Source organism: Arthrobacter sp. DualSoilB13 (assembly GCF_055389195.1).
Map to the genome: position 1 here is coordinate 2,203,568 of NZ_AP035865.1, position 24,394 is coordinate 2,227,961.

The 24,394-nt window shown below is 61.2% G+C and carries 21 protein-coding genes; 12 read left to right on the plus strand and 9 right to left on the minus strand.

What is annotated here, in order from left to right; all coding sequences use genetic code 11:
• Window positions 1-55: 55 nt before the first annotated feature.
• The 9 genes from ACZ5J0_RS10060 (at window position 56) to ACZ5J0_RS10100 (ending at window position 10,678) form a co-directional block, all read left to right on the plus strand.
• Window positions 56-988 carry an FKBP-type peptidyl-prolyl cis-trans isomerase gene (locus ACZ5J0_RS10060; protein WP_464093056.1) on the plus strand — a complete coding sequence of 311 codons (933 nt, stop codon included), beginning with the start codon at window positions 56-58 and terminating at the stop codon, window positions 986-988.
• Window positions 989-1,058: 70 nt separating this feature from the next.
• Window positions 1,059-1,454 carry an FKBP-type peptidyl-prolyl cis-trans isomerase gene (locus tag ACZ5J0_RS10065; protein WP_017200957.1) on the plus strand — a complete coding sequence of 132 codons (396 nt, stop codon included), beginning with the start codon at window positions 1,059-1,061 and terminating at the stop codon, window positions 1,452-1,454.
• Window positions 1,455-1,551: 97 nt separating this feature from the next.
• Window positions 1,552-3,570: a helix-turn-helix transcriptional regulator gene (locus tag ACZ5J0_RS10070; RefSeq protein ID WP_464093057.1), complete on the plus strand. Its 2,019-nt coding sequence runs from the start codon at window positions 1,552-1,554 to the stop codon at window positions 3,568-3,570.
• Between the two features lie 9 nt (window positions 3,571-3,579).
• The gene (locus tag ACZ5J0_RS10075) at window positions 3,580-3,930 is read left to right on the plus strand and encodes a hypothetical protein (RefSeq protein ID WP_166840692.1); all 351 of its coding nucleotides are present in this window, start codon (window positions 3,580-3,582) and stop codon (window positions 3,928-3,930) included.
• 36 nt (window positions 3,931-3,966) lie between these two features.
• Window positions 3,967-4,236: a Sec-independent protein translocase subunit TatA gene (gene tatA / locus ACZ5J0_RS10080; RefSeq protein WP_142939155.1), complete on the plus strand. Its 270-nt coding sequence runs from the start codon at window positions 3,967-3,969 to the stop codon at window positions 4,234-4,236.
• 6 nt (window positions 4,237-4,242) lie between these two features.
• Window positions 4,243-5,079 (plus strand): twin-arginine translocase subunit TatC, encoded by an 837-nt coding sequence (tatC, locus tag ACZ5J0_RS10085; RefSeq protein ID WP_142939154.1) that lies wholly within the window; start codon window positions 4,243-4,245, stop codon window positions 5,077-5,079.
• Window positions 5,080-5,103: 24 nt separating this feature from the next.
• Window positions 5,104-8,079 (plus strand): DEAD/DEAH box helicase, encoded by a 2,976-nt coding sequence (locus ACZ5J0_RS10090; RefSeq protein WP_464093058.1) that lies wholly within the window; start codon window positions 5,104-5,106, stop codon window positions 8,077-8,079.
• 47 nt (window positions 8,080-8,126) lie between these two features.
• Window positions 8,127-9,785, plus strand: coding sequence for an amidohydrolase (locus ACZ5J0_RS10095; protein WP_223940351.1), 1,659 nt, complete (start codon window positions 8,127-8,129; stop codon window positions 9,783-9,785).
• A gap of 149 nt (window positions 9,786-9,934) precedes the next feature.
• On the plus strand, window positions 9,935-10,678 hold the full coding sequence (locus ACZ5J0_RS10100) for a polyprenol monophosphomannose synthase (RefSeq protein WP_166840687.1): 744 nt from the start codon (window positions 9,935-9,937) through the stop codon (window positions 10,676-10,678).
• Between the two features lie 100 nt (window positions 10,679-10,778).
• Here ACZ5J0_RS10100 and ACZ5J0_RS10105 read toward each other — a convergent pair whose 3' ends face one another.
• The 4 genes from ACZ5J0_RS10105 to ACZ5J0_RS10120 all read right to left on the minus strand — a co-directional run bounded on the left by ACZ5J0_RS10105 (window position 10,779) and on the right by ACZ5J0_RS10120 (window position 13,836).
• Window positions 10,779-11,126, minus strand: a complete 348-nt coding sequence (locus tag ACZ5J0_RS10105) for an RNA polymerase-binding protein RbpA (RefSeq protein WP_011774875.1) — start codon at window positions 11,124-11,126, stop codon at window positions 10,779-10,781.
• Between the two features lie 256 nt (window positions 11,127-11,382).
• A complete protein-coding gene (locus ACZ5J0_RS10110; protein ID WP_166840685.1) occupies window positions 11,383-12,360 on the minus strand; it encodes an SPFH domain-containing protein in 978 nt (325 codons plus the stop codon).
• A 91-nt stretch (window positions 12,361-12,451) separates the two neighbouring features.
• On the minus strand, window positions 12,452-12,913 hold the full coding sequence (locus ACZ5J0_RS10115; protein WP_105691804.1) for an NfeD family protein: 462 nt from the start codon (window positions 12,911-12,913) through the stop codon (window positions 12,452-12,454).
• Between the two features lie 80 nt (window positions 12,914-12,993).
• On the minus strand, window positions 12,994-13,836 hold the full coding sequence (locus tag ACZ5J0_RS10120) for a putative RNA methyltransferase (protein WP_142939150.1): 843 nt from the start codon (window positions 13,834-13,836) through the stop codon (window positions 12,994-12,996).
• A gap of 68 nt (window positions 13,837-13,904) precedes the next feature.
• On the opposite strand from ACZ5J0_RS10120, the gene ACZ5J0_RS10125 reads away from it, so the two are divergent.
• Window positions 13,905-15,920, plus strand: a complete 2,016-nt coding sequence (locus tag ACZ5J0_RS10125) for a S9 family peptidase (RefSeq protein ID WP_464093059.1) — start codon at window positions 13,905-13,907, stop codon at window positions 15,918-15,920.
• 6 nt (window positions 15,921-15,926) lie between these two features.
• Here ACZ5J0_RS10125 and ACZ5J0_RS10130 read toward each other — a convergent pair whose 3' ends face one another.
• Window positions 15,927-16,601, minus strand: a complete 675-nt coding sequence (locus tag ACZ5J0_RS10130; protein WP_250820227.1) for a peptide deformylase — start codon at window positions 16,599-16,601, stop codon at window positions 15,927-15,929.
• Window positions 16,602-16,654: 53 nt separating this feature from the next.
• On the opposite strand from ACZ5J0_RS10130, the gene ACZ5J0_RS10135 reads away from it, so the two are divergent.
• The gene (locus tag ACZ5J0_RS10135; RefSeq protein ID WP_464093060.1) at window positions 16,655-17,062 is read left to right on the plus strand and encodes a nuclear transport factor 2 family protein; all 408 of its coding nucleotides are present in this window, start codon (window positions 16,655-16,657) and stop codon (window positions 17,060-17,062) included.
• 33 nt (window positions 17,063-17,095) lie between these two features.
• Here ACZ5J0_RS10135 and ACZ5J0_RS10140 read toward each other — a convergent pair whose 3' ends face one another.
• Genes ACZ5J0_RS10140 through ACZ5J0_RS10150 form a run of 3 tightly spaced genes read right to left on the minus strand, consistent with a single transcriptional unit; the run spans window position 17,096 to window position 20,065 of the window.
• A complete protein-coding gene (locus ACZ5J0_RS10140; protein ID WP_464093061.1) occupies window positions 17,096-18,226 on the minus strand; it encodes an FAD-dependent oxidoreductase in 1,131 nt (376 codons plus the stop codon).
• On the minus strand, window positions 18,219-18,932 hold the full coding sequence (locus ACZ5J0_RS10145) for a class I SAM-dependent methyltransferase (RefSeq protein ID WP_464093062.1): 714 nt from the start codon (window positions 18,930-18,932) through the stop codon (window positions 18,219-18,221). Before ACZ5J0_RS10145 ends, ACZ5J0_RS10140 begins: the two co-directional genes overlap by 8 nt.
• Window positions 18,929-20,065 carry a type III polyketide synthase gene (locus ACZ5J0_RS10150; RefSeq protein ID WP_142939144.1) on the minus strand — a complete coding sequence of 379 codons (1,137 nt, stop codon included), beginning with the start codon at window positions 20,063-20,065 and terminating at the stop codon, window positions 18,929-18,931. Before ACZ5J0_RS10150 ends, ACZ5J0_RS10145 begins: the two co-directional genes overlap by 4 nt.
• Window positions 20,066-20,196: 131 nt before the next feature.
• Between ACZ5J0_RS10150 and ACZ5J0_RS10155 the strand changes: the two genes are divergently transcribed.
• On the plus strand, window positions 20,197-22,590 hold the full coding sequence (locus ACZ5J0_RS10155) for an ATP-binding cassette domain-containing protein (RefSeq protein WP_464093063.1): 2,394 nt from the start codon (window positions 20,197-20,199) through the stop codon (window positions 22,588-22,590).
• Window positions 22,591-23,218: 628 nt separating this feature from the next.
• Here ACZ5J0_RS10155 and ACZ5J0_RS10160 read toward each other — a convergent pair.
• Window positions 23,219-24,301 (minus strand): tyrosine-type recombinase/integrase, encoded by a 1,083-nt coding sequence (locus ACZ5J0_RS10160; RefSeq protein ID WP_250820231.1) that lies wholly within the window; start codon window positions 24,299-24,301, stop codon window positions 23,219-23,221.
• Between the last annotated feature and the right edge of the window lie 93 nt (window positions 24,302-24,394).

The window sequence follows — 24,394 nt, forward strand, 5'->3', positions numbered from 1 at the left end:
GGATGCGCTATGCGCCTTTCCGAGTGTCCCTTTGCCCCGACGAAAGTGTCTTTTTGTGCGCCGACTCCTAGCAATTCTCCTGCCCGCCCTGTTGATCATGACCGCGTGCGGAGGTGGAGACAACCCGGCTACTGAGCCCACCAGCAAGTCAGTAGGTGACGTCTCCAAGCTCGACTCCCTAAAGATCACGGACAACGGCAATGACAAAGCGCCCGGCATTGAATTCTCCAAGCCTCTGGCCGTGACTGGACCCACCGTCAAGGTGGTCAAAGAAGGTGACGGCGAGCCGGTCAAGATGGGTCAAATCGCTGAACTGGTGTTCATCGCGGTCGATGGTACCGATGGCAAGACACTTGAGGACGGTTACGCCAAGGGGCCCCAGGCGATCGAACTTTCCGAACAGATGAAAAGCGGCAATGAACTCATCTTTGACGCCATCATCGGCGCCAAAGTGGGCAGTCATGTAGCCATCGCTGCTCCGGGCAACTCCTCTGCTTCGGCGCCTGCCTCCTCCCAGCTGGTGGTCTTCAAGATTGCCTCAGCCAAGAACGCGCCTGGTCTTCTCAGCAAGGAGGAGACCGATCAGCTGGACAAGGACGGCAAACTTCCCAAGGTGACCTTCGATGACAAGGGCGCACCCTCGGTGGAAATTCCCAAGACTGATGCCCCGGCAGGCCTTTCTGTTAAGGTCCTCTCCGAGGGTACGGGTGAGGAACTGAAAGACACTGACACGATCGATGCCAACTACACTGGCTGGCGCTGGGAAGACAGCACCAAGTTTGACTCCAGCTATGATCGGGGCGAGGCCGCTACGTTCGGCTTGAACCAGGTCATCAAGGGCTGGACGCTTGGACTTACAGGCCAGAAGGTCGGCTCCAAGGTTCTCCTGACGATTCCCACTGATCTTGCGTACGGTGCAAGCGCTGCTGCCCAGGGCAAGCCTGCGGGCCCGCTGGTGTTCGTCGTTGAGATCACCGCTAAGAAGTAAAACCCCGCGCGGGTTCTGGCTAAGCTGGTTCCTGAAATCTCTCTCCGCCCCCATAACCTAAGGAGCAACCATGTCATTTGGTCAGCGCGACTTTGACCGCACCAAGCCCGAAATCGACTTCCCGGAAGGCGACGTCCCCACAGACCTCGTCATCACTGACCTGATCGAGGGCACTGGTCCCGAAGCCAAGGCAGGGGACACCGTGTCCACTCACTACGTGGGCGTTGCCTGGTCCACGGGAGAAGAATTTGACGCTTCCTGGGGCCGCGGCGCTCCTCTGGACTTCCGCGTGGGCGTCGGCCAGGTCATTCAGGGCTGGGACCAGGGCCTGCTCGGCATGAAGGTCGGCGGCCGCCGTCGCTTGGAGATCCCCTCGGAACTTGCCTACGGCTCACGTGGCGCCGGTGGAGCCATCAAGCCCAACGAGGCCTTGATTTTCGTCGTCGACCTCGTGGCTGTCCGCTAGGACTTATCGGTTTTTCGCAGGGCGCGTTACCTTCCGGTTTTGCCGGGCGGTGACGCGCCTTGCTGCTTTCCGGCTGGTTTTTAGTAACGTAGCAAGGGTGTCCGCATCCCGCACTGAACGCCTCCTGAACCTTCTCCTTGCTTTGCTCAACACCAAAGTTGGCCTTCCACGTGCCGTGCTGCGTGAAAAGGTGTACCACGATTCAGCTGAGAATGACGTCGCCTTTGGACGGATGTTCGAGCGCGACAAAGTGGATCTCAAACAGTTTGGCTTCGAGATCGAGACTTTGATGGATCCGCGAAACTTCGGCGCGGACGACCCCGCCTCTGCGCGTTACCGCATCGGCAAGGACTCCAACCGGCTACCTGATGTGAACCTGACGCCTGCGGAGAGCACCGTGCTCTTGCTTGCTGCACAGCTGTGGGAACGGGCCGCGCTGGGAACGGCAGCGGCCAACGCCGTCCGCAAGCTGCAGGCCGCAGGAGGCTTCACGGACGTGGATCTCCCTGCTGGAGTTCAGCCACGGATCAAACCCGCTGGACAAGCCTTCGACGACGTCGTTGCGGCCATGCACGGCAAGCACCCGGTCCGCTTCGGCTACCTTGCGGTCAGCACGGGGCTGGAAGAAGTCCGGGAAGTGGAGCCTTGGGGCTTGGGCAGCCGCTTCGGCCAGTGGTACCTCGTGGGCCTGGACCGGGGGAGGGGAGCCAAGAGGCTCTTCAGGCTCTCGCGGATGACCACCGCGGTCAGCGTGGTCGCCACCAGCACCTTCCACCCCCCGGAAGGCTTCGACGCCCGGGCTGAGCTGGACGAACTCAACGAGCTCCCTATCCGGCAAGCCACCTTGGATGTCGAAAAGAACAGGTTGCTTGCCCTGCGCAAGAGGTCTGCTCGCGCCGAAGGGGCCCCGGAGCACAGTGACCGTGACCGCATAGTGGTGGATTTTAGGGATCCGGAGCAACTGGCAGAAGAGCTGGCATCCTATGGCCCCCACCTCAAGGTGGAGGGACCCGCCGAACTGCGCTCCGCCGTCGTCCGCCGCCTCCAAGCTGCTGCAGACTTTGATGATGCTCCGCCAGTGCCTGTTGAATTTCCTGAAGCGGGCCGTACGCCCCGGGCACGGAAGCGCACGTCCGAAGATCAACTTGCCCGCATGCTGCAACTGGTGCCGTTCCTGGTCCACCATCAGGGCCTGCATATCCAACAGGTCGCTGATCACTTTGGCATCAGCCGCAAGGCGTTGATCGATGACCTGAAGATCCTGATCTGCTCAGGCCTGCCCGAGGGGTATCCGGACGATCTTCTGGACATCCAATGGGAAAACGATCACGTGTACATTTCCGAACACCTGGATCTGAATCGTCCCGTGCGTTTCAGTGAAGACGAAGCCGCAGCGTTGCTGACCGGACTGGCCATGCTGGGAGACCTGCCTGCCTTGGCAGGCATGCCCCAGGACGAGTCAGCCAGTGCGCTGGAATCAGTCACCATCAAGCTGACAGGTGCTGCGGGGCAGGCAGCGAGACTGGCCGGCTCCGTATCCGGCCAATCCGTGGCGCCAGAGCAATCACAAGCCTTTGCCGCGATAACCCAGGCAATCAGGGAAGGCAGGCAGCTGCGGCTCAGGTACTTCTCGCTGCAACGCGACGAAGTGACCGAGCGCGACGTCGACCCCCTGAGGCTCTACTCCCTGGACAATACCTGGTACTTCGAGGCCTACTGCCACAGCAAGGCCGGCATCAGAAACTTCCGGTTGGACAGGGTGGAAGCCCTGGAGGCCAATGGCCGGGCTGTCTCCGTGGCTGCAACTGCCGGGCAGGACTTCCCGGCCCGGTTGTTCACGCCCGGTGACGACGACGTCCTGGTGACCCTCCAACTGACCCGTCAAGGTGCCGGCCTTGCCGATGACTACTACGCCGAAAGAACCGCACAACTGCCCGACGGCGGTCTGCTCGCCGAGGTGAGGTTTGGCGACGCAGGGTGGCTGCCCATGTTTGTATCCCAGCATGGCGGCGCGGTCCGGATTCTCGAACCGCTGTCCGTGCGGGAGGAAACCCGGAAGTGGATCGACGCCGCCCTGGCTCAGTACGACTCACCGTCGGGCACCAAGGCTGGCTAGACTACTCAAATGCCTTGGTGGTTCTGGATCCTGTTGTGGATCGCGCTTATAGCCCTTTCGTTGCTCCTTCACCTGACACTGGGTTACCGCTTGTACAGAAAATTCATGTCAACTGTTCACGAGTTGGGTGCCGCGGGTAAACGTTTCAGCAATCTTTCCCCTGTCCCGGAAACCTCCGACGTTGAAGCAACGGAACCGCGTCCTGAACCGGGGTCCGCAATTTTTGCCTCCCCGGAGCAGATGCGTCATGATTACCAGACGGCCAAAGCCTTCCGTCAGGAAGTTCGTCGTCAACGGCGCGTCAAGCGCAAAGCCGAGCGGGGTCAGCCGCAGTCCCTGCACGACATTGAATTCAGATAGACGTAGGATGTATCCAAAAGGAAAGGACCTCCCCATATGAGGCTCGAAGGCTGGCATCTCATCATCATCATCGTTCTTGCCCTGGTGCTCTTTGCAGCGCCGAAGCTGCCGTCCATGGCGCGCAGCATCGGGCAGTCGATGCGTATTTTCAAGTCTGAAGTCCGGGAGATGAAGAAGGATGGTTCCCCGGAGGCAAAGGACTCCCAGGACGCTTCCGACGCCGTCGAAGGCAAGGTTGTAGGCCACCCGGACGTCAAGGCCAAGAACAACGGCGAAACTGACGTACCGCCTTCCAACCGCGTCTAAAGAGAAGTGGTAGAAACGAAGGGGCGCAAAGCCAACCCCGAAGCCCGGATGGCGCTCCTGGATCACCTCAAGGAGCTGCGCAACCGGCTCTTCAAGGCTGCAATCGGCGTCATCGTGGGGACCGTGGTGGGCTTCATCGTCTACCAGCCCCTCCTGGAAGCATTGATCAAGCCGATCAAGGACCTCAACGAAAAGGAGGGACGGGCTGCCACACTGAACTTTGATGGCGTGGCCAGTTCCTTCGACCTCATGGTCCAGGTTTCGGTCTTCCTCGGCGTCATCCTTTCCAGCCCTGTCTGGATCTACCAGCTGTGGGCCTTCATTGTCCCCGGACTCCACAAGAAGGAGCGGCGTCTTGCGCTGTCCTTCGTGGCAGCTGCGGTACCGCTGTTCATCGGTGGTGTGCTGCTTGCGTGGCTTGTGCTCCCCAACGCCGTGCGGGTGCTGACCGATTTCACCCCGGTGGGCGGTTCAAACTTCATCAGCGCTGAAATTTATTTGGCCTTTGTCCTCCGGCTCCTGCTGGCCTTTGGTATCGCCTTCCTTATACCCGTGGTCCTGGTGGGGTTGAACCTTGCTGGAATCATCAAGGGCAAGCAACTCATCAAGAGTTGGCGAATCACTATTTTCCTGGTGTGCCTGTTCGCTGCGATGGCCGCTCCGGGGGCCGACGCTATGAGCATGTTCTATCTCGCTGCCCCCATGCTGATCCTGTTCTTCGCGGCAATCGGTATTTGCGTGCTGAATGACAGGCGCCGTGAGCGCAGGGCCATCAAGCGCGCCGCTGAGACTGAAGCCACGGCAGACATCGCAACCCCGGCCTCGGATCTGGAGAATCTCTAGACCTTGGCCCACTAGGCTTGATGCATGTCCTCCATTTCCGGGTCTTCATCTCCATCAGACCGTTACCAGGCGGCAGCCCAGCGGGCGGCTGAGTCAAAAACTTACCTTGGAGCGTTCGCCCGCTCCCTGGACTTCGAACTGGACGACTTCCAACGCGAAGCGTGCAGGTCGCTTCAGGAGGGCCGCGGCGTCCTTGTAGCAGCTCCCACCGGCGCCGGAAAGACGATCGTTGGCGAGTTTGCGATCTATTTGGCGTTGGAACGGGGACTCAAAGCCTTTTACACCACTCCCATCAAGGCATTGAGCAACCAGAAGTACTCGGAACTGGCCGCGAAATACGGTGCGGCAAACGTTGGTCTGCTGACGGGCGACACCACCATCAATGGCGAAGCTCCTGTGGTGGTTATGACCACCGAAGTCCTTCGGAACATGCTCTACGCCGATTCTGAAACTTTGGGAGACCTGGGCTATGTGGTGATGGACGAAGTCCACTACCTGGCCGACCGTTTCCGCGGCGCAGTGTGGGAAGAGGTCATCATCCATTTGCCCAGCGAAGTGCAGGTTGCCTCGCTGAGTGCCACAGTGTCCAACGCCGAAGAGTTCGGCGCCTGGTTGGACACTGTGCGGGGCGATACAGACGTGATCGTTTCCGAGCACCGCCCTGTGCCCCTCTGGCAGCACGTCATGGTGGGGCGGGAGATAGTGGATCTCTTTGCCGGTGACACCTCTTTTGACGAAATCGCGCCCCAAGCCCCGGGAGCACAGGAAACGGAGGTGCCTGACCTCTCCGATGCAGAAGAGGTCATGGCCGAGCCCACCACCACGGATCGCCGGCGCGTCTCATCCAAGCGCTCGTCAGCCGTCACGGCTCGTCAGGCAGTTACCGGCCCCGAATTCGAGGTCAACCCGGACCTGCTGGCCATGGCCCGTTCGGAAAGCCGGATGAGCATGAATGGCCGGTTTGGACACGGCGGCAGAAGCCGCCGTCGTCAGGACCGCTATCGCGACGAGCGGCAACAGTCAGAGCAGCGTAGTCCAGTCCGCAAGGCAAGCCGTCCCCAGGTGATCGAGAGCCTCAGGCGCCAGGACCTCTTGCCTGCCATCACGTTTATTTTCTCCAGGGCAGGTTGTGACGCAGCCGTAGCGCAGTGTGCAGCATCAGGCCTCTGGCTGACCACCGAGCAGGAACAACAGATCATCGCCCAGCGGGTGGACGAGGCCAGCCACGAGATTCCGGCTGACGACCTCGATGTCCTCGGGTTCTGGGGTTGGCGGGACGGGCTCATCAGGGGCCTCGCTGCCCACCACGCGGGCATGCTTCCAACCTTCAAGGAAGTGGTGGAGAAGCTCTTTGCCGACGGCCTGGTCAAGGCTGTGTTCGCCACCGAAACGTTGGCTCTTGGTGTCAACATGCCCGCGCGCTGCGTGGTGCTTGAAAAGCTGGAAAAGTTCAACGGGGAATCGCACGTCAACATCACGGCGGGGGAGTACACCCAACTCACCGGGCGTGCCGGACGTCGCGGCATCGACGTCGAAGGCCATGCCGTGGTGCTTTGGCAGCCGGGTACAGACCCCGCCGCAGTGGCCGGACTGGCCTCCCGACGCACCTATCCGTTGAACTCCAGTTTCCGTCCTACGTACAACATGAGCATCAACCTGATTGCCCAGTTCGGACGGGTCCGGGCACGTGAGATCCTCGAATCCTCTTTTGCCCAGTTCCAAGCTGACCGATCCGTTGTTGGACTTGCCCGGCAGGTGCGTGGGCGTGAAGAGTCGCTGGCAGGCTACGCCAAATCCATGCAGTGCCACCTGGGCGACTTCACAGAATACGGCAAGCTCCGGCGCGAACTCAGCGATGCTGAGAATTTCGCCGCCCGCGACCACCAACGCGCCCGGAAGTCCCATGTTGCTGATTCCCTCACGCGATTAATTCCCGGCGATGTGATCAGCATTTACAGCGGCCGGCTCGCGGGACACGCTGTGGTGCTGGAGGTGGACCGGAATGCGCGTGAACCGCGGCCCTCGGTGCTCACCTCCGACAACCAGCTGCGACGCATCGGCGTCCACGACCTCGATGGCCCGGTGTCTCCGGTGACGCGTATCCGCATCCCGAAGTCCTTCAACGCCAAGGTTCCCAAGGCGCGCCGGGACCTCGCTTCAGCCATGCGGCACGCCGTCAGCGAAGACGCTCCCCACAGCCGGCGTAACAGCAGGCACGAAGACTTTGGTCTCGGAGCCCGCCTGCCGGATCAGGAAAAGAAGATCGCGGATCTTCGGCGGGCGCTGAGGGCCCATCCTTGCCATGGCTGCAGCGAACGCGAAGACCACGCACGGTGGTCGGAGCGTTGGTGGAAGCTGCGCCGGGAGACCGACGGGCTGGTCCGCCAAATCCAAAGCAGGACCAACACTATTGCCAAGACGTTCGACCGTGTGTGCGATGTTCTTTCGGTTTACGGATACCTGGAAACGAACGACGCCGGACACGTCACCATCAGTGCCGACGGACAGAGGCTTCGCCGGATCTACGGCGAGAAGGACCTGCTCATTTCCCAGACTGTTCGTCGCGGCGCCATCGACGACCTCGACGCTGCTGAACTGGCCGCTTTGGCGAGCACCTTGGTGTACCAGGCCAAACGGGAAGACCGCGGGCTGCGGCCCAAGATGCCTTCTGTGTCACTGGAATCGGCCGTCGACATCGTTATCCGCGAGTGGTCCCAACTCGAAGATACTGAGGAACGCAACAGGCTGCCTTTGACCGGCGAACCGGAACTTGGACTGGTGTGGCCCATGTACAAGTGGGCCAGGGGCCGCCACCTTCAGGACGTGCTGAGCGGCACCGACCTCGCAGCCGGAGACTTTGTACGGTGGGCCAAGCAAGTGGTGGACCTCCTTGACCAGCTGGCCAAGATCCCGCAGCTGGACCCACGTGTGGCACGCATATGCCGGGAATCAATTGATGTGGTCCGCCGCGGTGTGGTGGCCTACTCCACGGTGGCTTAGCCCACCTTCCCCGAAAGACAGCTTTCCATGTTCAAGGAGCAGAACGCATGAACCAGCCAGGCGCGCCAACCGGCCCGGACCGCAACACCAAGGGCCGCAAGGTCACTATGTACAGAAATGGTTCGATCTATACTGCGGCAGATCCCTTTGCCACAGCCATGGTGGTGGACGGCGATACCGTTGCCTGGGTGGGCTCCGAGCAGGCCGCGACGTCCATTGCCGACTCGTCCATGGAGATCATCGACCTCCGGGGCGCCCTCCTTGCTCCGGGCTTTGTCGACTCCCATGCACACCTGACGGAGACGGGCCTTGCCCTGTCGGGACTGCAGCTGGACGCGGTCCGCTCATCGAGGGAATTGCTCGACGCCGTTGCCTCCGCCGGCGGCACTGGTCCGGTGCTGGGCCATGGTTGGGATGAAACGACGTGGAACGATCCCAGCCTCCCAACGTTGGAAGAGATCGAAAGAGCGGCCGGCGGACGGCACGTCTACCTCTCACGCATCGACGTCCATTCAGCCCTCGTTTCGGCCTCGCTTGCTGCGGCAGCTGGGCTTACCACCTTGGACGGCTTTTCCGGGGAAGCCCGCGTGGTCCGGGCAGCACATACGGCCGCCCGCCTCACTGCCAGGAATTTCAAGGAGCCGGACCGGCGAAGCTACCAGGAATCGGCGCTGCAGGAAGCAGCTTCCCACGGCTACGTTGCCATGGCCGAGATGTCCGCACCTCACATTTGCGGGCCTGAGGACCTGAGAATGGCCACGTCCTGGAACGAGCTCGCGAACATGCCGGAGGTTCTCCCTTACTGGGGCGAGCTTGCCGCCTCACAGGAGCAAGCGCAGGCCATTCTGGATAGCTTGGGCACCAAGGTGCTGGGCCTCGCTGGTGACCTCAACATGGACGGCTCAATCGGATCCCGCACGGCGGCCCTCGCAGAGGATTACTCCGATGCCGGCGGTCAACGCGGGAGTTTGTACCTTTCAGTGGACGAGGCCGCCAACCACCTTGTAGCCACGTCGCTGCTGGGGATCCAAGCCGGCTTCCACGTCATAGGTGATGCCGGTCTGGGCGCTGTGCTGGACGCCTTTGACGCCGCAGCGGCCGAGGTGGGGGAGCAGCGTATCCGGGCAGCCGGCCACAGACTCGAACACGTGGAAATGGCCGACCAGTCCGCCATCGATCGTTTGGCCAAGTACTCCGTGTCGGTCAGTGTTCAGCCTGTTTTCGACGCCTTATGGGGTGCTGCAGGTGGTCTCTACGAGCAGCGTTTGGGTGCCCGCAGCCAGAAGATGAATCCGTTTGCTTCCTTTTACGCGAGCGGCGTCCCCATAGCCTTCGGAAGCGATAGCCCGGTAACCCCCCTCCGCCCGTGGGCGAGCGTTCGAGCCTGCTTGGAGCACAGCAACCCGGAACAGAGAATTTCGGCTCGTGCCGCTTTCCTGGGGCACACGCGGGCGGGGTGGCGGGCTACCAAGCACCGGAACCCCCTCATGGGGCAGCTGGTACCAGGCGCTCCGGCGAGTTTCGCCGTGTGGGAAGTGGATGAACTGATGGTCCAGGTGGCTGATAGCCGGGTGCAGTCATGGAGCACGGATCCCCGCGCTCGGACGCCGCTCTTGCCGGCCCTGGACACCGGCAGCGACCCCCGTTGCCTACAAACCGTCCGGGAGGGACACGAATTGTTCGCCCACGAGTCACTGCGGGTCTGATGTCCGCGGCGACGAAAGCGTGGCCTGTGTCTGTCATCACAGCCGCCAAATGCGTCCCCGCCGTCGTCCTATAATGGAGAGTTGCGCCAGATTGCAAGCCGCCAGGCTGCTCAGGCGCACTGACCGCTCCATCAAGGAAAGGCCTCTTCTTGCGTGTCTTGACGATCATTCCCACCTACAACGAGCTGGAATCGCTCCCCGTGACATTGGGACGGTTGCGCGCAGCAGTGCCGCACTCCGATGTCCTGGTGGTCGACGACAACAGTCCTGACGGCACGGGAAAGCTTGCCGACGACTTCGCAGCAAAGGACAGCCAGGTGCATGTCCTTCACCGCAAAGGGAAGGAAGGCCTTGGAGCTGCCTACATCGCAGGCTTCAAGTGGGGACTGGCCGCAGGCTATGACGTCCTGGTGGAAATGGATGCCGACGGTTCGCACAAGCCGGAGCAGTTGCCTCTTCTGCTCAAGGCCGTGGAGGACGGGGCAGATCTTGCCATGGGCTCCCGGTGGGTTCCAGGTGGCAGCGTAGTTAACTGGCCGCTCTACCGCCAGGCAATCTCCCGCATCGGCAGCACCTACGCCCGCATTATGCTGGGCGTCAAGATCAAGGACGTCACCGGGGGCTACCGAGCCTTCCGACGCAGCACGCTGGAAGCGTTGAACCTGGACGAGGTGGAGTCCGTTGGCTATGGCTTCCAGGTGGATCTTGCATGGCGCGTGGCCAAGCTTGGGCTCCGCATCGAAGAGCGCCCCATCACGTTTGTCGAGCGAGAGCTCGGTGCATCGAAGATGAGCGGCAACATCGTGGTTGAGGCAATGATCAACGTCACCAAATGGGGACTCGCAGCCCGGTGGGCAAAGCTCACCCGCAAGTCATCGGCAGAAGCTAAGTAACCCCAACACGCAACTCCACACTTTCAGAACACAGAAAGGCCGGGTCCGGCTCCCGTGAGGGATTCCGGACCCGGCCTTTCTGTTGACAGTCTGTGACCGTCTAGGCGGAGCGGCGCTCTCCGCGGCGCTCACGCAGGATGTTCAGACGATCCTCAAGGATCTGTTCGAGCTCGGGAAGGCTGCGGCGTTCCAGAAGCATGTCCCAGTGGGTGCGGACAGCTTTCTCGTTGGCATCCACAGGACGCTCGCCATCAACCAGCAGCGCTTCTTTGCCGGTCTTGGATACCCAAACGGGGGGAATTTCGGCTTCGGAGGAGAAGGTTACGAAGACCTGCTCGCCATCCTCGCAACGGTACTCGACCCGCTGGCGCGGTGCCGGTTCAACGCCGGATTCTGTTTCCATGCTTTGGGCGCCAAGACGCATACCCCGCAGGCTGCGATCGCTCATGATTACTCCCTCTGTCTGTTCGCGGAGCAGGAACCCCGCGCTAGCCGTAAGCCGTTTTCACGTCCCTTACGGACTACTTCTGCACACCTTGCATCACTAATTGCAACGCCTGGCCAAGCTTTTATGTTCCATCCACGCTGAACCAGCCGGACAAATATCCCATTATACGCGGATCTTCGCCCACTACTCAAAAGAAGGAACAAACAGCGAGCGGCCAGCCTGGATGGCTGACCGCTCGGAGGCGTTGCGCTTTGCGTTATTCAGCAGGCCGTGGCTGCTGGGGTGTTCCCGCAGGCTCGGACGCCCTGGCCTCTTCAGCACCGCCGAAGAGCCCGACGGGGGAGTCCCCGTTGTTGCCTCCGAGTGCACCGCCGATGCCCTTGAGTGCCTCGCCGACTTCACTGGGAATGATCCAGAGCTTGTTCGAGCTTCCCTCAGCGATCTTGGGAAGCGTCTGCAAGTACTGGTACGCAAGGAGCTTCTGGTCCGGGTTGCCCTTATGAATGGCATCGAAGACCTTCTGAATGGCCTGGGCTTCACCGTCAGCCCTCAGGATGGCCGCCTTCGCGTCACCTTCAGCCGCGAGGATGGCAGCTTGCCGCTGGCCTTCGGCGGTAAGGATCTGCGACTGCTTGGTGCCTTCGGCGGTCAGGATGGCTGCACGACGATCACGCTCAGCGCGCATCTGCTTTTCCATCGAGTCCTGGATGGAGTGGGGCGGATCAATCGCCTTCAACTCCACACGGGACACGCGAATGCCCCAGCGACCCGTTGCTTCGTCCAGGACACCACGCAGTTGACCATTGATCTGATCGCGGGATGTGAGTGCTTCTTCAAGGTTGAGCCCGCCCACCACATTACGAAGTGTGGTGGTGGTCAGCTGTTCCACAGCCTGGATGTAGTTGGCGATCTCGTAGGTTGCGGCCCGGGGATCGGTAACTTGGAAGTAGACAACGGTGTCGATCGAGACCACCAAGTTGTCCTCGGTGATGACCGGCTGAGGCGGGAAAGACACTACTTGCTCGCGGAGGTCGAGCAACGGCAGGAGCCGGTCGACGAACGGGATCAGGATGGTCAGTCCCGGGTTGAGTGTCCGCTGATACTTGCCGAGGCGTTCAACGACGCCGGCACGTGCCTGCGGGATGATCCTCACCGAACGGACCAACACGATGATGACAAAAATGACGAGAACAATCAGCACAATTGCTGCTGCTGTTCCTCCTAAGCCGTCCATACATCTCCTTCATTCCCCAATTGCGTGGTTTGATGCGGCTGAACGCGGGCAGGCTGCCCGCATCGGCAACCGCTGAACTTATGGGCGCGCTTTAGCGCGGGCTGTTCTCGGCGGGCGAGGCTACTACCGCCGTCGCACCGTCAATCCGTGTGACCTGGACTGTTGCACCGGCATCAAGAACGCCGGCCGTGCTGCGGGCGCTCCACACGTCGCCGCCGATCTTGACCAGTCCGCTGGTTCCGCTCACGGCTTCGATGACGAGGGCGGACTGACCGATGAGTCGGTCGATATTGCTGCGCTGTTCCGCAGGCCCCTTATGCAGGTGCTTCATGGCAACAGGCCGGACAAAGACAATCATCAGGAGGGAGACCACGGAGAAAATCACGATCTGAAGCCAGAAATCGGCTCCCGCGAAGTCGGCGATCAGCCCGGCCAGGGCTCCGCCGCCCAGCATGATGAAAAAGAGGTCGAGGGTAAGCATCTCCACCACTGCGAACGCGAGGAAGACTGTGAGCCAGAGAGCCCACCAATTCTCGCCGAGCCATTCGAACATCATTTCCCCCTTGGTCCCGGATCCCGCGGGCGGGATCACAGTCGCTGTTCCTCCATCCTAGCCCGACGTTCCGTCCCACGTCAGGACACGGCGAATTCGCTGATCCGGAACTTCGCAGTGGCGGCCACTGAACCTTCCACAGCGGCCAACTCCGCCAACTCTTCGCGCTGCACGTGGTGTCCGGCCGGACCCATGTAGGCGAGGTCGGCCACCTCCGGGCCGCTCAGTGTCAGGGGAAGGTCGAGGTTTTGGCTGGTGCCGGAGTCGAAATATTCCCGCATGGAGTCCACCAGCCGCTCCTCTTTGCCATCCTCAATGCTGAGCATGCCTGCCCGGGCTGCGATCTCGGCAAGGTGGCCGGGCCGGGGCGTCACAACGATCAACGAGCCGCCCGGCCGAAGCACCCTGGCAAACTCTGCGGGGTTTCGCGGTGCGAAAACTACCGTGACAACGTCCGCGGTGTTGTCCATCATGGGCAGCGGACGCCAGATGTCCCATACCAGGTTGGCTGCTTCCGGATTGAGCCGGGCGGCACGCCTCAGCGCGAATTTGGAGATGTCCACACCGATTCCTGATGCCCCGGACCGCTCAAGGACCGCCCGCAGGTAGTGGCCTGTGCCAGTACCTGCGTCGAGAACCACGGCCCCGGGGCGCTGAAGTGATCCGGTAGCCGCTGCTGCTACAGCCTGCGCGAGTCCGGAGTAGTGCCCTGCGTCCAGAAACCTGTACCGCGCGGCAACCATATCTGCCGAGTCCGCTTCGAAGACCGTGCCTTTGCCCGTCAGCAGGTTGAAGTAGCCCTGTTTTGCGGCGTCGAACTGGTGCCCGGCCTCACAGACGAGGGTTTGTTGGTGGCCCTGACTGAGCTGGAGCGCCCCTTGGCAAACAGGACAACGGAGGGCAGCAACGGCATCGGACAACATGGCTCCAATCCTACGGCGGCCGGAGTGTCTAGGGCCTGGGGCCGAAGTGCCGGGCTAGGCTCACCATCGTGAAACCCGAGCAACTGCATCTGCTGAACTCCGTATCCGCCCCGGCAATCCACCCCGATGGCACCAAGGCGGTGGTTTCCGTCACGCGGCCGGATTTTGATGCTGACAGTTATGTGGGTCAGTTGTGGAGCATTCCCTTGGACACCACCAAGTATTCGCGACGCATCACACGAGGATTCAGGGACAGTTCCCCGGCGTTCTCCCCGGACGGCCTTGTTCTTGCCTTCCTGAGGTGCGATCCGGACGGTAAGCCGCAACTCTTTGTCGTGGAAGCCGCAGGTGGCGAGCCGCAGCAGATCACCGAGCAGCACGCGGGCGTAGGTGGGTTCGTGTGGGCACCTGATTCCCACCGCATTGTGTTCCAATCCCGGGTGCCGGAACAAGGACGCTACGGAACTATGGATGGGGTCACCTCCGGCGGAGAAGACGCCCGATTGATCACCGCCAACCAGTACCGGATGAACGGCATCGGCTACACCGCTGACCAGCGCCAGCAGTTGTTTGTGGTCGAAGTGCCGGAACTGGGCGGCGAGCCGGCAGTCGCTGCGAGGGGTAGGGCTGCGCACGAACAGCCCGCACATGGGATGACAGGACTTCCCTCTGCACGGCAGGTCACTTTTGGTGACTCAGACCATGAGTCACCATCCTTTTCAGCCGACGGCACCCGCCTTTACTTCGTCGCCGCCCTCCATGAAGGACACGACGACGATCTTGTCACCTCCGTCTATCGGGTGGACGCCGACGGCGGCCAGCCAACCGCCGTCGAACCTTCCAACAAGAGCCTGCAGACCGTCACGGCTGTGCGCCCCTCCACGGATGGCCAGTGGCTCTTTTACACCGCGCAGGACCTGGGTGACACCGGCAAGGACTTCGTGGCCCGGAACGCGGTTCTGTATGCCATGCCCATTGCTGGGGGAGAAGCGGTGGCGCTGACCGACGTCGAGCATTTGGATGTGTCGGGACCGCTGGAGCCCAGCGGTCCCGACAGCGTTCTGGTTCTGAATACAGCGCTGGGAAGCGTCGAGCTGCTCGATATCACCGCAATCGGCGGGATCACACCCCTGGTTCATGGCGCCAAGGTGGTTACCGGGGCCACAGTGGCTGCAAACGGCGAAATGGCCGTGAGTTTCTCGGACGCTTCCACGGTGGGGGACGTCGCCTCCCTGGAACGCGGCGAGATCCGCCTCCTCACGGACTTCTCCGCCCCCATGCGCAACAACTCCCGGGTGGTGGAGCCCTTGGATTTCGATGCCGAATCCGCCGATGGGCACCCTGTGCACGGTTGGGTGGTGTTCCCTGACGGACCTGGTCCCCACCCCGTCCTCCTCTCCATCCACGGCGGCCCTTTCGCCCAATACACCGGTGCTTTCTTTGACGAAGCCCAGGTCTATGCTGCTGCCGGTTACGCCGTTGTGATGTGCAATCCACGTGGTTCATCCGGCTACGGACAAGCCCACGGCCGCGCCGTCAAGGAGCGCATGGGGACTGTGGACATGCAGGACGTGCTGGCATTCCTGGACTCAGCGTTGGCCTCGTTTGACGCCTTGGATAAGGAACGCGTGGGAATCATGGGGGGCTCCTACGGCGGCTATCTCACCGCCTGGACCATCGCGCACGACCACCGGTTCAAAGGCGCGATCGTGGAGCGCGGTTTCCTGGACCCCGTCAGCTTTGCAGGTTCAGCTGACATCGGCTGGTTCTTCGGGACCGAATACACCGGAGGAACAGCGGAACAAATGGAGGCTCAAAGTCCCATGGCCGTAGTCTCAAGTGTCGATACACCCACCCTGGTCATTCACAGCGAGAACGATCTTCGGTGCCCCATCGAACAGGGCCAGCGCTACTACTCGCATCTGAAGGCGAAGGGAGTGGACACCTCTTTGCTGATCTTCCCCGGCGAGGATCACGAGTTGTCACGGTCCGGCACCCCCCATCACCGAAGGCAGCGCTTCGAGCACATCCTCCGCTGGTGGGCACGGTACCTCCCCACCGAGGTCAATAACCTGGATGACTAGCCGGAGTCAGCGAAAGAATCCAAGCGCCCGGCGAGCCTCGTCAATCTCCGGAGCAGACCAGCGCGCCGAGTGCTCGGCATTGCTGGATAACGATCGCAGTTCGGCCCGGTCCAAGTACAGGATGCCGTGGAGGTGATCCGTTTCGTGCTGCACAATGCGGGCCTGCCACCCTGAATACCAGGCTTCCGTGGACTCGCCGGTTGGACTGGTGTAGCGCAACTCCACGTTCCGGTGACGGGTCACTACCGCCTGATACCCGCTGACCGAGAGGCACCCCTCATAGAACGAGGCGGTCTCGGTTCCGAGCGGGCGGTACTGCGGGTTGACGATGGCCAGGAATTCCAGCTGCTCCCGGTGACGCACGGCAGCTGACTCCGGTTCCACCGGGTATTTGTCCTCCAGTACGGCCACTTGCAATGGGATGCCCAGTTGGGGAGCTGCCAAACCGACTCCCGGTGCGGCATGCATGACAGCCCTCATCTGCTCAATGAAAGCCGCCAACTCCGCATCGTCGAGCTGGCCTTCGTATGGCGCTGCCAGCTGACGCAATACGGGGTGTCCGGCCTGAATAATGGGCGGAAGCCCCTCCGTATCCAGCAACCGGCGAACAGCGTCACGAATGCGGATCGGGTTGTAGTCCGTGGCAGGGCTCGTGGCCCCCGGATGAGGTTGGTGCGTCATACAGTGAGCCTAACGCTCCACAAGGCGTTCCCGAGTTGGGCTAGGCTCAATGGATGATGGATTCCACCCCTTTGGATTGTGTACTCGGGTTCGTTCGAACGGTGGAAGCCGGCGGCGGGGCCGCTGAAATCCGACCCTTCCTGGCGGACGATTTCAAGCTCACCGAGTGGCCGCATGCTCTGTCCAAAACCGGCTCAACGCGGAACCTTGCCGAGACCCTGGCCGGCGCCGACCACAGCAAGGACATCGTTTCCGATCAGAAGTTTGAGGTGGTCCGGACAACGAGCCAGGACAACCGTGTGGTGCTGGAAATGAACTGGTCTGCCACCTTGCTGCTTGACCTTCCACACTGGGACCGTGGCGATACCATCCGAGCCAGGAGCACTGCTGTCTTTGAGCTTCGGGACGGGTTGATCACCAGCCAGGATACGTACGACTGCTATTACACAACCCCCGAATAGCCCAGCCCCGGACAGGTCAACGCCCCGGAGCACCTAACGCATGGTGAAGCGTCGCTCCGCCAGCCCTGAAATTGCCGGCATGTCCAAGGCCCTTGCGAAAGCTGCATTCCTGACTGACATCACGTAAGGCGGGAGAGGTCTTCCCAGAGCCATGTTGAGTCCAGCCTGGCGCGATGCGCGGCGCGCCGCCTTTCTGCGGGACTTCTCAAAGGCCGCTAGGTCGGGCCCGACGTCGGCACCGCGGAAAGAAGCATCGATGATCGGGGCCAGCGCCGCAGCATCCAACCAGCCAAGGTTCATGCCCTGCCCTCCGATGGGGCTGATTTCGTGGGCTGCGTCCCCCAACAGCACCACTCTGCCGTGAACCATGAGTTGAGCCAGGCGCGACCGTACTTCGAAGGCGCTGAGCATCGAGTTGCCGGGAACATGGAGCACCTCACCGGTCCTGGCCAGGACCAAGTCGGCCAGCTTATCCGCCGTCGGGTTCTTTTCCGGCGAGCCCAGCCTCACCACCCATCTGCGGAGACCTTGTGGCAGGGGGAAGGACTCCACGATTCCGGCAGGCTCCAAGTACAGCACCGCATCGGAGCCATGGCCGGTGGCATCCGGGAAATCGCCCATAATGTAGCAGTCCGGATAGCCCCGTGCCTGCAAACCCGGCAGGTAATGGCGGCGAATGGCTGAGTGCGCGCCGTCGGCAGCCACCACCAGCTGGCTTCTGAACTCCTGAACGCCGCCAGGACAATTCGCAACGGTACGCACGGAGCCGCGTTCTTCCGCAACCTCCCGAACATGGGCACCCCGGACAATGGCTCCGACGTCCAGATCATGCACCGCCAGCTCCAACGTCTTCTCAGTGACCGTCTGCGGCACAGCCAGAATGTATGGATAGCGGGCATCTCCGTCGAACCCGAGTTCGGCCACCCTGCGCCTCTGACTGTAAGCGACACCCCGATTGATGCGGACACCGGCTGCTATCAGATGGTCCGCAACACCTGCGCGCGCCAGCTCCGCCAGTGCCGGCGGGTGAATTCCGATAGCCCGCGAACGGTTGCTCCTGCTGCTCCGGCGCTCAAGGATCCGGACCTGATGCCCCTGCTGAAGCAACAGCACGCCCATGAACAGCCCTACCGGCCCGGCACCAACGATCACGACGTCAGTCACGATCATCCTCGAGCGCACGGACGAGCAAGTGGTGCCACGGGCCGTTTCTCTCAACCGACCACGAGGCCGGAACGGCAGCTCTTAGTTCCTCCGCGGTGTAACTGCGCCTGATGGACGTCAAGCCATCACCACACATGTATGAGCCCACACCCAAAGGCCAGAAGCCTGCCATGAACAGCATGTATGCGATGTTGCTTCGGTTGAGATCGTTATGCAGGCACAGCCCCCGGCTCAGCGACTCGGAATCGTGAAGGACCTCCGCAAGCTGCCCTGGGTCGAGGTGATGAAGGATGTGGTTGGAGATGACGACGTCGAACTTCCGGCCGTCAGCGACGAGCTCGGAACTGTGGGCATTGAGGTACACGACCCCCTCCACTGGAGGCTTGTGGGACGCAAAGGTGAAGGCCCTCTCGTCCGGATCGATTGCCGTCACCGTAAGCCGGAATCCGTCCCGCCGGGCCCACCGAACCAGGCTCCGGGCTACGTCGCCGCTGCCACACCCGATGTCCAGCACCGAAACCGCACTGTGCTCGGCCAGCAACGGAAGGAGACGTTGACGATACGTCCCGTGCCATCCCGACAGCAAGGCGTTCACCACCGGGAAGCGCGCATAAGTCCTGTAGAGACGTGTGGGGTCGCAATCGGCCCTGTCCATCTCCTCGACGGCTTTCACATCCCTGACCCGCAGGGACCCAAATGGACTCACAGAGCAGGGGAGACCAGCGTGAAGAGTCCCGTTTCCACCGTCAGACCCGGGCCGAATGCCATGGAGCAGATCCGTTCCTCATGTTCGGCTGCTGCCCTCTCCAACATGTACTTGAGGACGAACAACACCGTGGCGCTGCTCATGTTGCCGTATTCCCGTAAAGTCTCCCGGGCCGGGACCAGTTGCTCCTGCGTCAGTTCCAGTTTGGACTCGACTTTGTCCAGGATGCTTCGGCCGCCAGGGTGTATGGCCCAGTGGGTAATATCTCGGTAGGGCAAGCCATCCAACGATGGCTCTTTGGCGAGCAGTGGCGCCAAGGCACCGGTGATGTGTTCTTCAATGATGTGCGGAACGTACGATCCCAAGACCATTTCGAATCCTTCGTCCCCAATGTTCCAGGCCATGGCTTCCTCGCCCACCGGCGTCAGGACCGTTTCGAAGTGATCGAGCCGGATGGCCGGTTCCGGCCCTTGCAGCTCCCGGGCACTTACGACCGCGGCCGCCGCGCCATCACCGAAAATCGCCGATCCCATGATGGTGTCGGGATCGTTCGACGTCCTCACATGCAGGGAACAGAGTTCTACGCAGATCACCAGGACAACCGCTGTGGGGTCTGCAACGCAGAACTGCTTGGCTGCTTTGAGGGCAGGGAAGGCCGCGTAGCAGCCCATGAATCCCAGGTGGTACCGCTGCACGGCAGGATTGAGGCCTAAAGCGCGGACCACCTTGTAGTCAGGACCGGGGTTGAAGAAACCGGTGCAGGACACCGTGATCACGTGGGTGATGTCATCAAGATCTATACCCGGCGCCTGGGCCACTGCAGCTTTGCCGGCCTCGACGAACAACTTGGTGGCTTCGGTTGCGAAGATCTCATTCCGGACCTTGGTGCTGGGGCTGAGGACCTGGTTGGTTTCGGGGTCAAAAAACTGCGGATTTTCGGGGTGCGCATCTAGGCTGAGTTCGGCTACGGCGGTGTATCGGGTGTCTATGGCTGCTGAGTCGAAGCATGTGCTGACTAGTCGGGTTCCCAGCCGTGTCAGTCCGGGCTGTGATGCGAAGACGTCTCGGGCTTGCTGCTGGACAAGGATGGTTTGCGGAACTGCGGTTTCAAGGGACCTCATGTATACCGGCATGCTTCATTCTTAGCGAGTAAACCTTGGAAGACAATGGCAGAATCGAAGCTACTGGCCGAGGCTGGTCAGTGTGAGCCAGGCGACGCCGACGAGGGACTGTTTTGCAGCGCCGCCTAACAGATGGAGAAATCATGACTATTGCCGCGAGCACGGACACACAATCTCCGGGGTCCCACGTTGCGGATACCCACGATCTGATCCGGGTCCAAGGTGCACGTGAAAACAACCTCAAAGACATCAGCATCGAAATCCCGAAGCGCCGGCTCACTGTCTTCACAGGCGTCTCCGGCTCCGGGAAGAGTTCACTGGTTTTTGCCACTATCGCGGCAGAGTCACAACGCATGATCAACGAAACCTATAGTGCCTTTGTGCAGGGTTTCATGCCCTCCCTGGCCCGCCCCGACGTCGATGTCCTTGAAGGTTTGACCACCGCGATCATTGTGGACCAGGAACGGATGGGCTCCAACCCGCGCTCCACAGTGGGTACCGCAACAGACGCCAATGCCATGCTGCGGATCCTGTTCAGCCGCCTCGGCCAACCCCACATCGGCTCACCCAACGCCTACTCTTTCAATGTTCCCACGGTGAAGGCCAGTGGCGCCATCACCGTCGAACGCGGCGAAGGCAAAACGAAGACCGAGAAGGCCTCGTTCAATCGCCTGGGCGGAATGTGTTCCCGATGTGAGGGCATGGGGGCGGTCAATGACTTTGATCTCACGGCCCTCTATGACGACTCCAAGTCCTTGAGCGAAGGCGCGCTCACCATTCCCGGATACACCATGGATGGCTGGTACGGGCGAATCTTCAGCGGCTCAGGGTTCTTCAACATGGACAAACCCATTGCCAAATTCACCAAGAAGGAACTCCACGATCTCCTGTACCGGGAGCCCACCAAGATCAAAGTGGAGGGCATCAACCTCACCTACGAAGGCGTCATCCCCAAGATCCAGAAGTCGATGCTCAGCAAGGACGTAGACGCCCTGCAGCCCCACATCCGCGCGTTTGTGGAGCGTGCCATCACCTTCACCACGTGCCCGGAATGCGAAGGTACACGCCTTAGCCCCGAAGCCCGGTCCTCCAAGATCAACGGCAAGAGCATCGCCGACGTCTGCACTATGCAGATCAGCGACCTCGCAGGCTGGGTCCGCTCGCTGGATGAACCCTCCGTTGCTCCATTACTGAAGGGCCTCCAGCACCTTCTGGATTCCTTCACCGGAATTGGTTTGGGTTATCTGTCCCTTGACCGGCCGGCCGGCACGTTGTCCGGGGGAGAGGCCCAGCGGACCAAGATGATCCGCCATCTGGGTTCATCACTCACCGATATCACTTACGTCTTTGACGAACCCACCATAGGCCTTCACCCCCACGACATCGAGCGCATGAACCAACTGCTGCTACAGCTTCGGGACAAGGGCAACACTGTGCTGGTGGTCGAACACAAGCCGGAGACGATCGCGATTGCCGACCACGTGGTTGACCTTGGGCCCGGTGCCGGTACCGGAGGCGGCACAGTATGTTTTGAGGGCGACCTCGAGGGATTGCGGGGGAGCGACACCATCACGGGACGCCATCTGGACGACCGGGCGGCCATCAAGGACAGCTTTCGTTCCGCTACGGGCCACATGGAAATCCGGGACGCCTCAACGAACAACCTCAAGAACGTCGACGTCGACATCCCCCTTGGCGTTCTTTGTGTCCTCACCGGGGTGGCCGGCTCCGGCAAGAGTTCCCTGATTCATGGTTCCGTAGCCAAGCGGGACGGCGTCCTCGTGATCGATCAGGGTGCCATTCGGGGCTCGCGCAGGAGTAATCCCGCCACGTATACCGGACTGCTGGAACCTATCCGAAAGGCATTCGCCAAAGCCAATGGCGTTAAGCCGGCGCTCTTTAGTTCGAACTCCGAAGGCGCCTGCCCCACGTGCAATGGTGCAGGTGTCATCTACACGGATCTCGGCGTCATGGCCACCGTTGAATCACCCTGTGAAGAATGTGAAGGAAAGCGCTTCCAGGCGGCTGTTCTTGAGTATCAGTTGGGGGGCCGGAATATTGCAGAGGTGCTTGCAATGTCTGTAGATGAGGCGGAAGTCTTTTTCAGCGAGGGGGAGGCCCGAACCCCGGCTGCCCACAAAATTCTCGATCGCCTTGCCGACGTTGGGCTCGGTTACCTAACACTCGGCCAGCCCCTCACCACACTGTCCGGCGGTGAGCGCCAGCGACTCAAGTTGGCCACGCAAATGTCTGAAAAAGGTGACATTTACATTCTCGACGAGCCAACCACCGGCTTGCACCTGGCCGATGTCCAGAACCTGCTGGGCATGCTGGATCGACTGGTGGAGTCGGGAAAATCAGTGATTGTGATCGAACACCACCAAGCTGTAATGGCACACGCGGACTGGATCATAGATCTCGGACCTGGCGCGGGTCACGACGGCGGCACGATCGTTTTCGCCGGAACGCCCGCAGAGCTTGTGGCCGGGAAATCGACGCTGACCGGCAAACACCTGGCAGCGTACGTAGGCGCCTGACACCTCCGCGAGCTGCCGGCCGGCATAGAACACGCTGGCCCGGCAGCTACTTCTACTCCCGCGCTTTGACTGGCAGCGAGACGTGTTGAAGTGGGACGAGTTGCAGTTCTAGATTCCTTTGGCCCACGCCGGCATGGAGTGGACAGCAGTTGATTCGAGCACAGTCAGGCTACTATCGATGCGCGCGGGTATGCCCGACTAGTACTTGGAAGCAGCGGTCGGTGCGAGTATCTTGGCGCTATTCCCTGAGAGGACGACCGATGCTGCGATGGTTGCGGAGTGCTTACCGATTTCCGAAGTATGACATTAGAGATCTCGTATGGCTTGGGTATGCCTACGTTCTCATAGGCGTGGGGTTCGCCGTCGTCGGTGTCTTGCGACTTCCTGAATGGCCCGCTTCTCTTTATGCAGCCCTGGCAGTCCTGTGGTTCTTCCAAGCCTTCGCAACGAGGAAGGAAATCCGGAGACGTAAAAACGCTCAGGCATCAGCACCTCTCTGACGGCAGGTAAACCAGTTCCTCGATAGGATTTCTCAGCGGTGAGCGCGCCCGATGCCAGTCCAGTGGAATCTCCGGCTTCTAGTTTCCTGAGGCGACCTTCGTTTATCAAGGTCCACAGTGGCTGATACTCACTCACTTACGTTTGCCGGCCGGACAGAGTCCATATATTCCATGTAGTTTGCCGAAGAGGCCAGCGCATGGCGGTCAATTGTTGCCGGGGCGTAGCCAAGAGCTTCCGCGATGATGGCTACCGGGGCGAGTTTGGTGAGTTCGTGGAGGGTTCCGAGCCTGGCTGCTCGGCTGCTGAAGGCTGTTCTGAGTCGTTCGGTGAGGCTGGAGGCTCGGAGATGTTTTCCGGGTGAGCCGCCGCGGAAGACCCAGTTGCTGTTGGGGTGCGCGGCGGTCTGATCATGTGTGGGAGTGGCCACCAACTCGCGCCAGGGTTCATCGAGTGGCCGTGTGAGGGCAATCTCGACGGTTCCGAGGGTGATGGTGACTTCTTCGTCGGTGACCTTGACGTGGTCCCAGGTGAGTTTAACGACGTCCGAGATCTGCTGGCCGAAGACCAGGACAAGGATCGCTGCCGCGCGGTCTCGTGGGCTCATTTCGGTTGTGTGGGTGAGGCCTTGGACAAGGTCTTGTTGTGTGGCTGCGTCGAGTCGGGGGCTGGTGCCGCGGCGGTGGGGTTGCAGCTTCAGTGAGGGGTCGATGAGGTTGGTTTTGGTTGCCCAGTCGAGGAAGCGGGATGCGATTCCCCGGGTGGTGGGGCCTTCTGCTTGCCAGCGGTCCAGGTGTGCCTGCGTCATGGTTGCCAGGTCGGTGTGTTGTTCAGTGAGCCAGTTGAGCAGTTCGATGGCGACCGTGACTGATTGTTTGGCTCTGAGGAAGGTACCTTGGGTGACTTCGTCCATTTGGTTCATGCGGCGTTGGTGGTGCCAGCGGATGTAGCGGCGGATCACGTCGCGATGGTTCTGGGTCGTGACCCTGTCGATCGCTTGGCCGGCCCAGCTGGTGAATCGCTGGCTGAGCTCGTCACGGCGGGGCAGGACGTTGTGTTCGACGAGGAGGCCGCGGACGTATTCGCGGGTTGGCGAAGCGGGGAGTTGGTCGAGGCCTGTGTGGGTGATGTCGGGCGATGCTGCCAGTTGGCGGAGGAAGCCGGTGACGTGGGGCTGCTGTATCCAAGTAAGGCCGCTGTTGGCTCGTTTCATGGATTTCAGCGCTGTTGCGATGGCTTGCAGTTCGGAGGAAGGTGCCTTTTCTTCAGGCGTGAGGAGCCGGTCGACTGTTGCTGCGAGGACGCA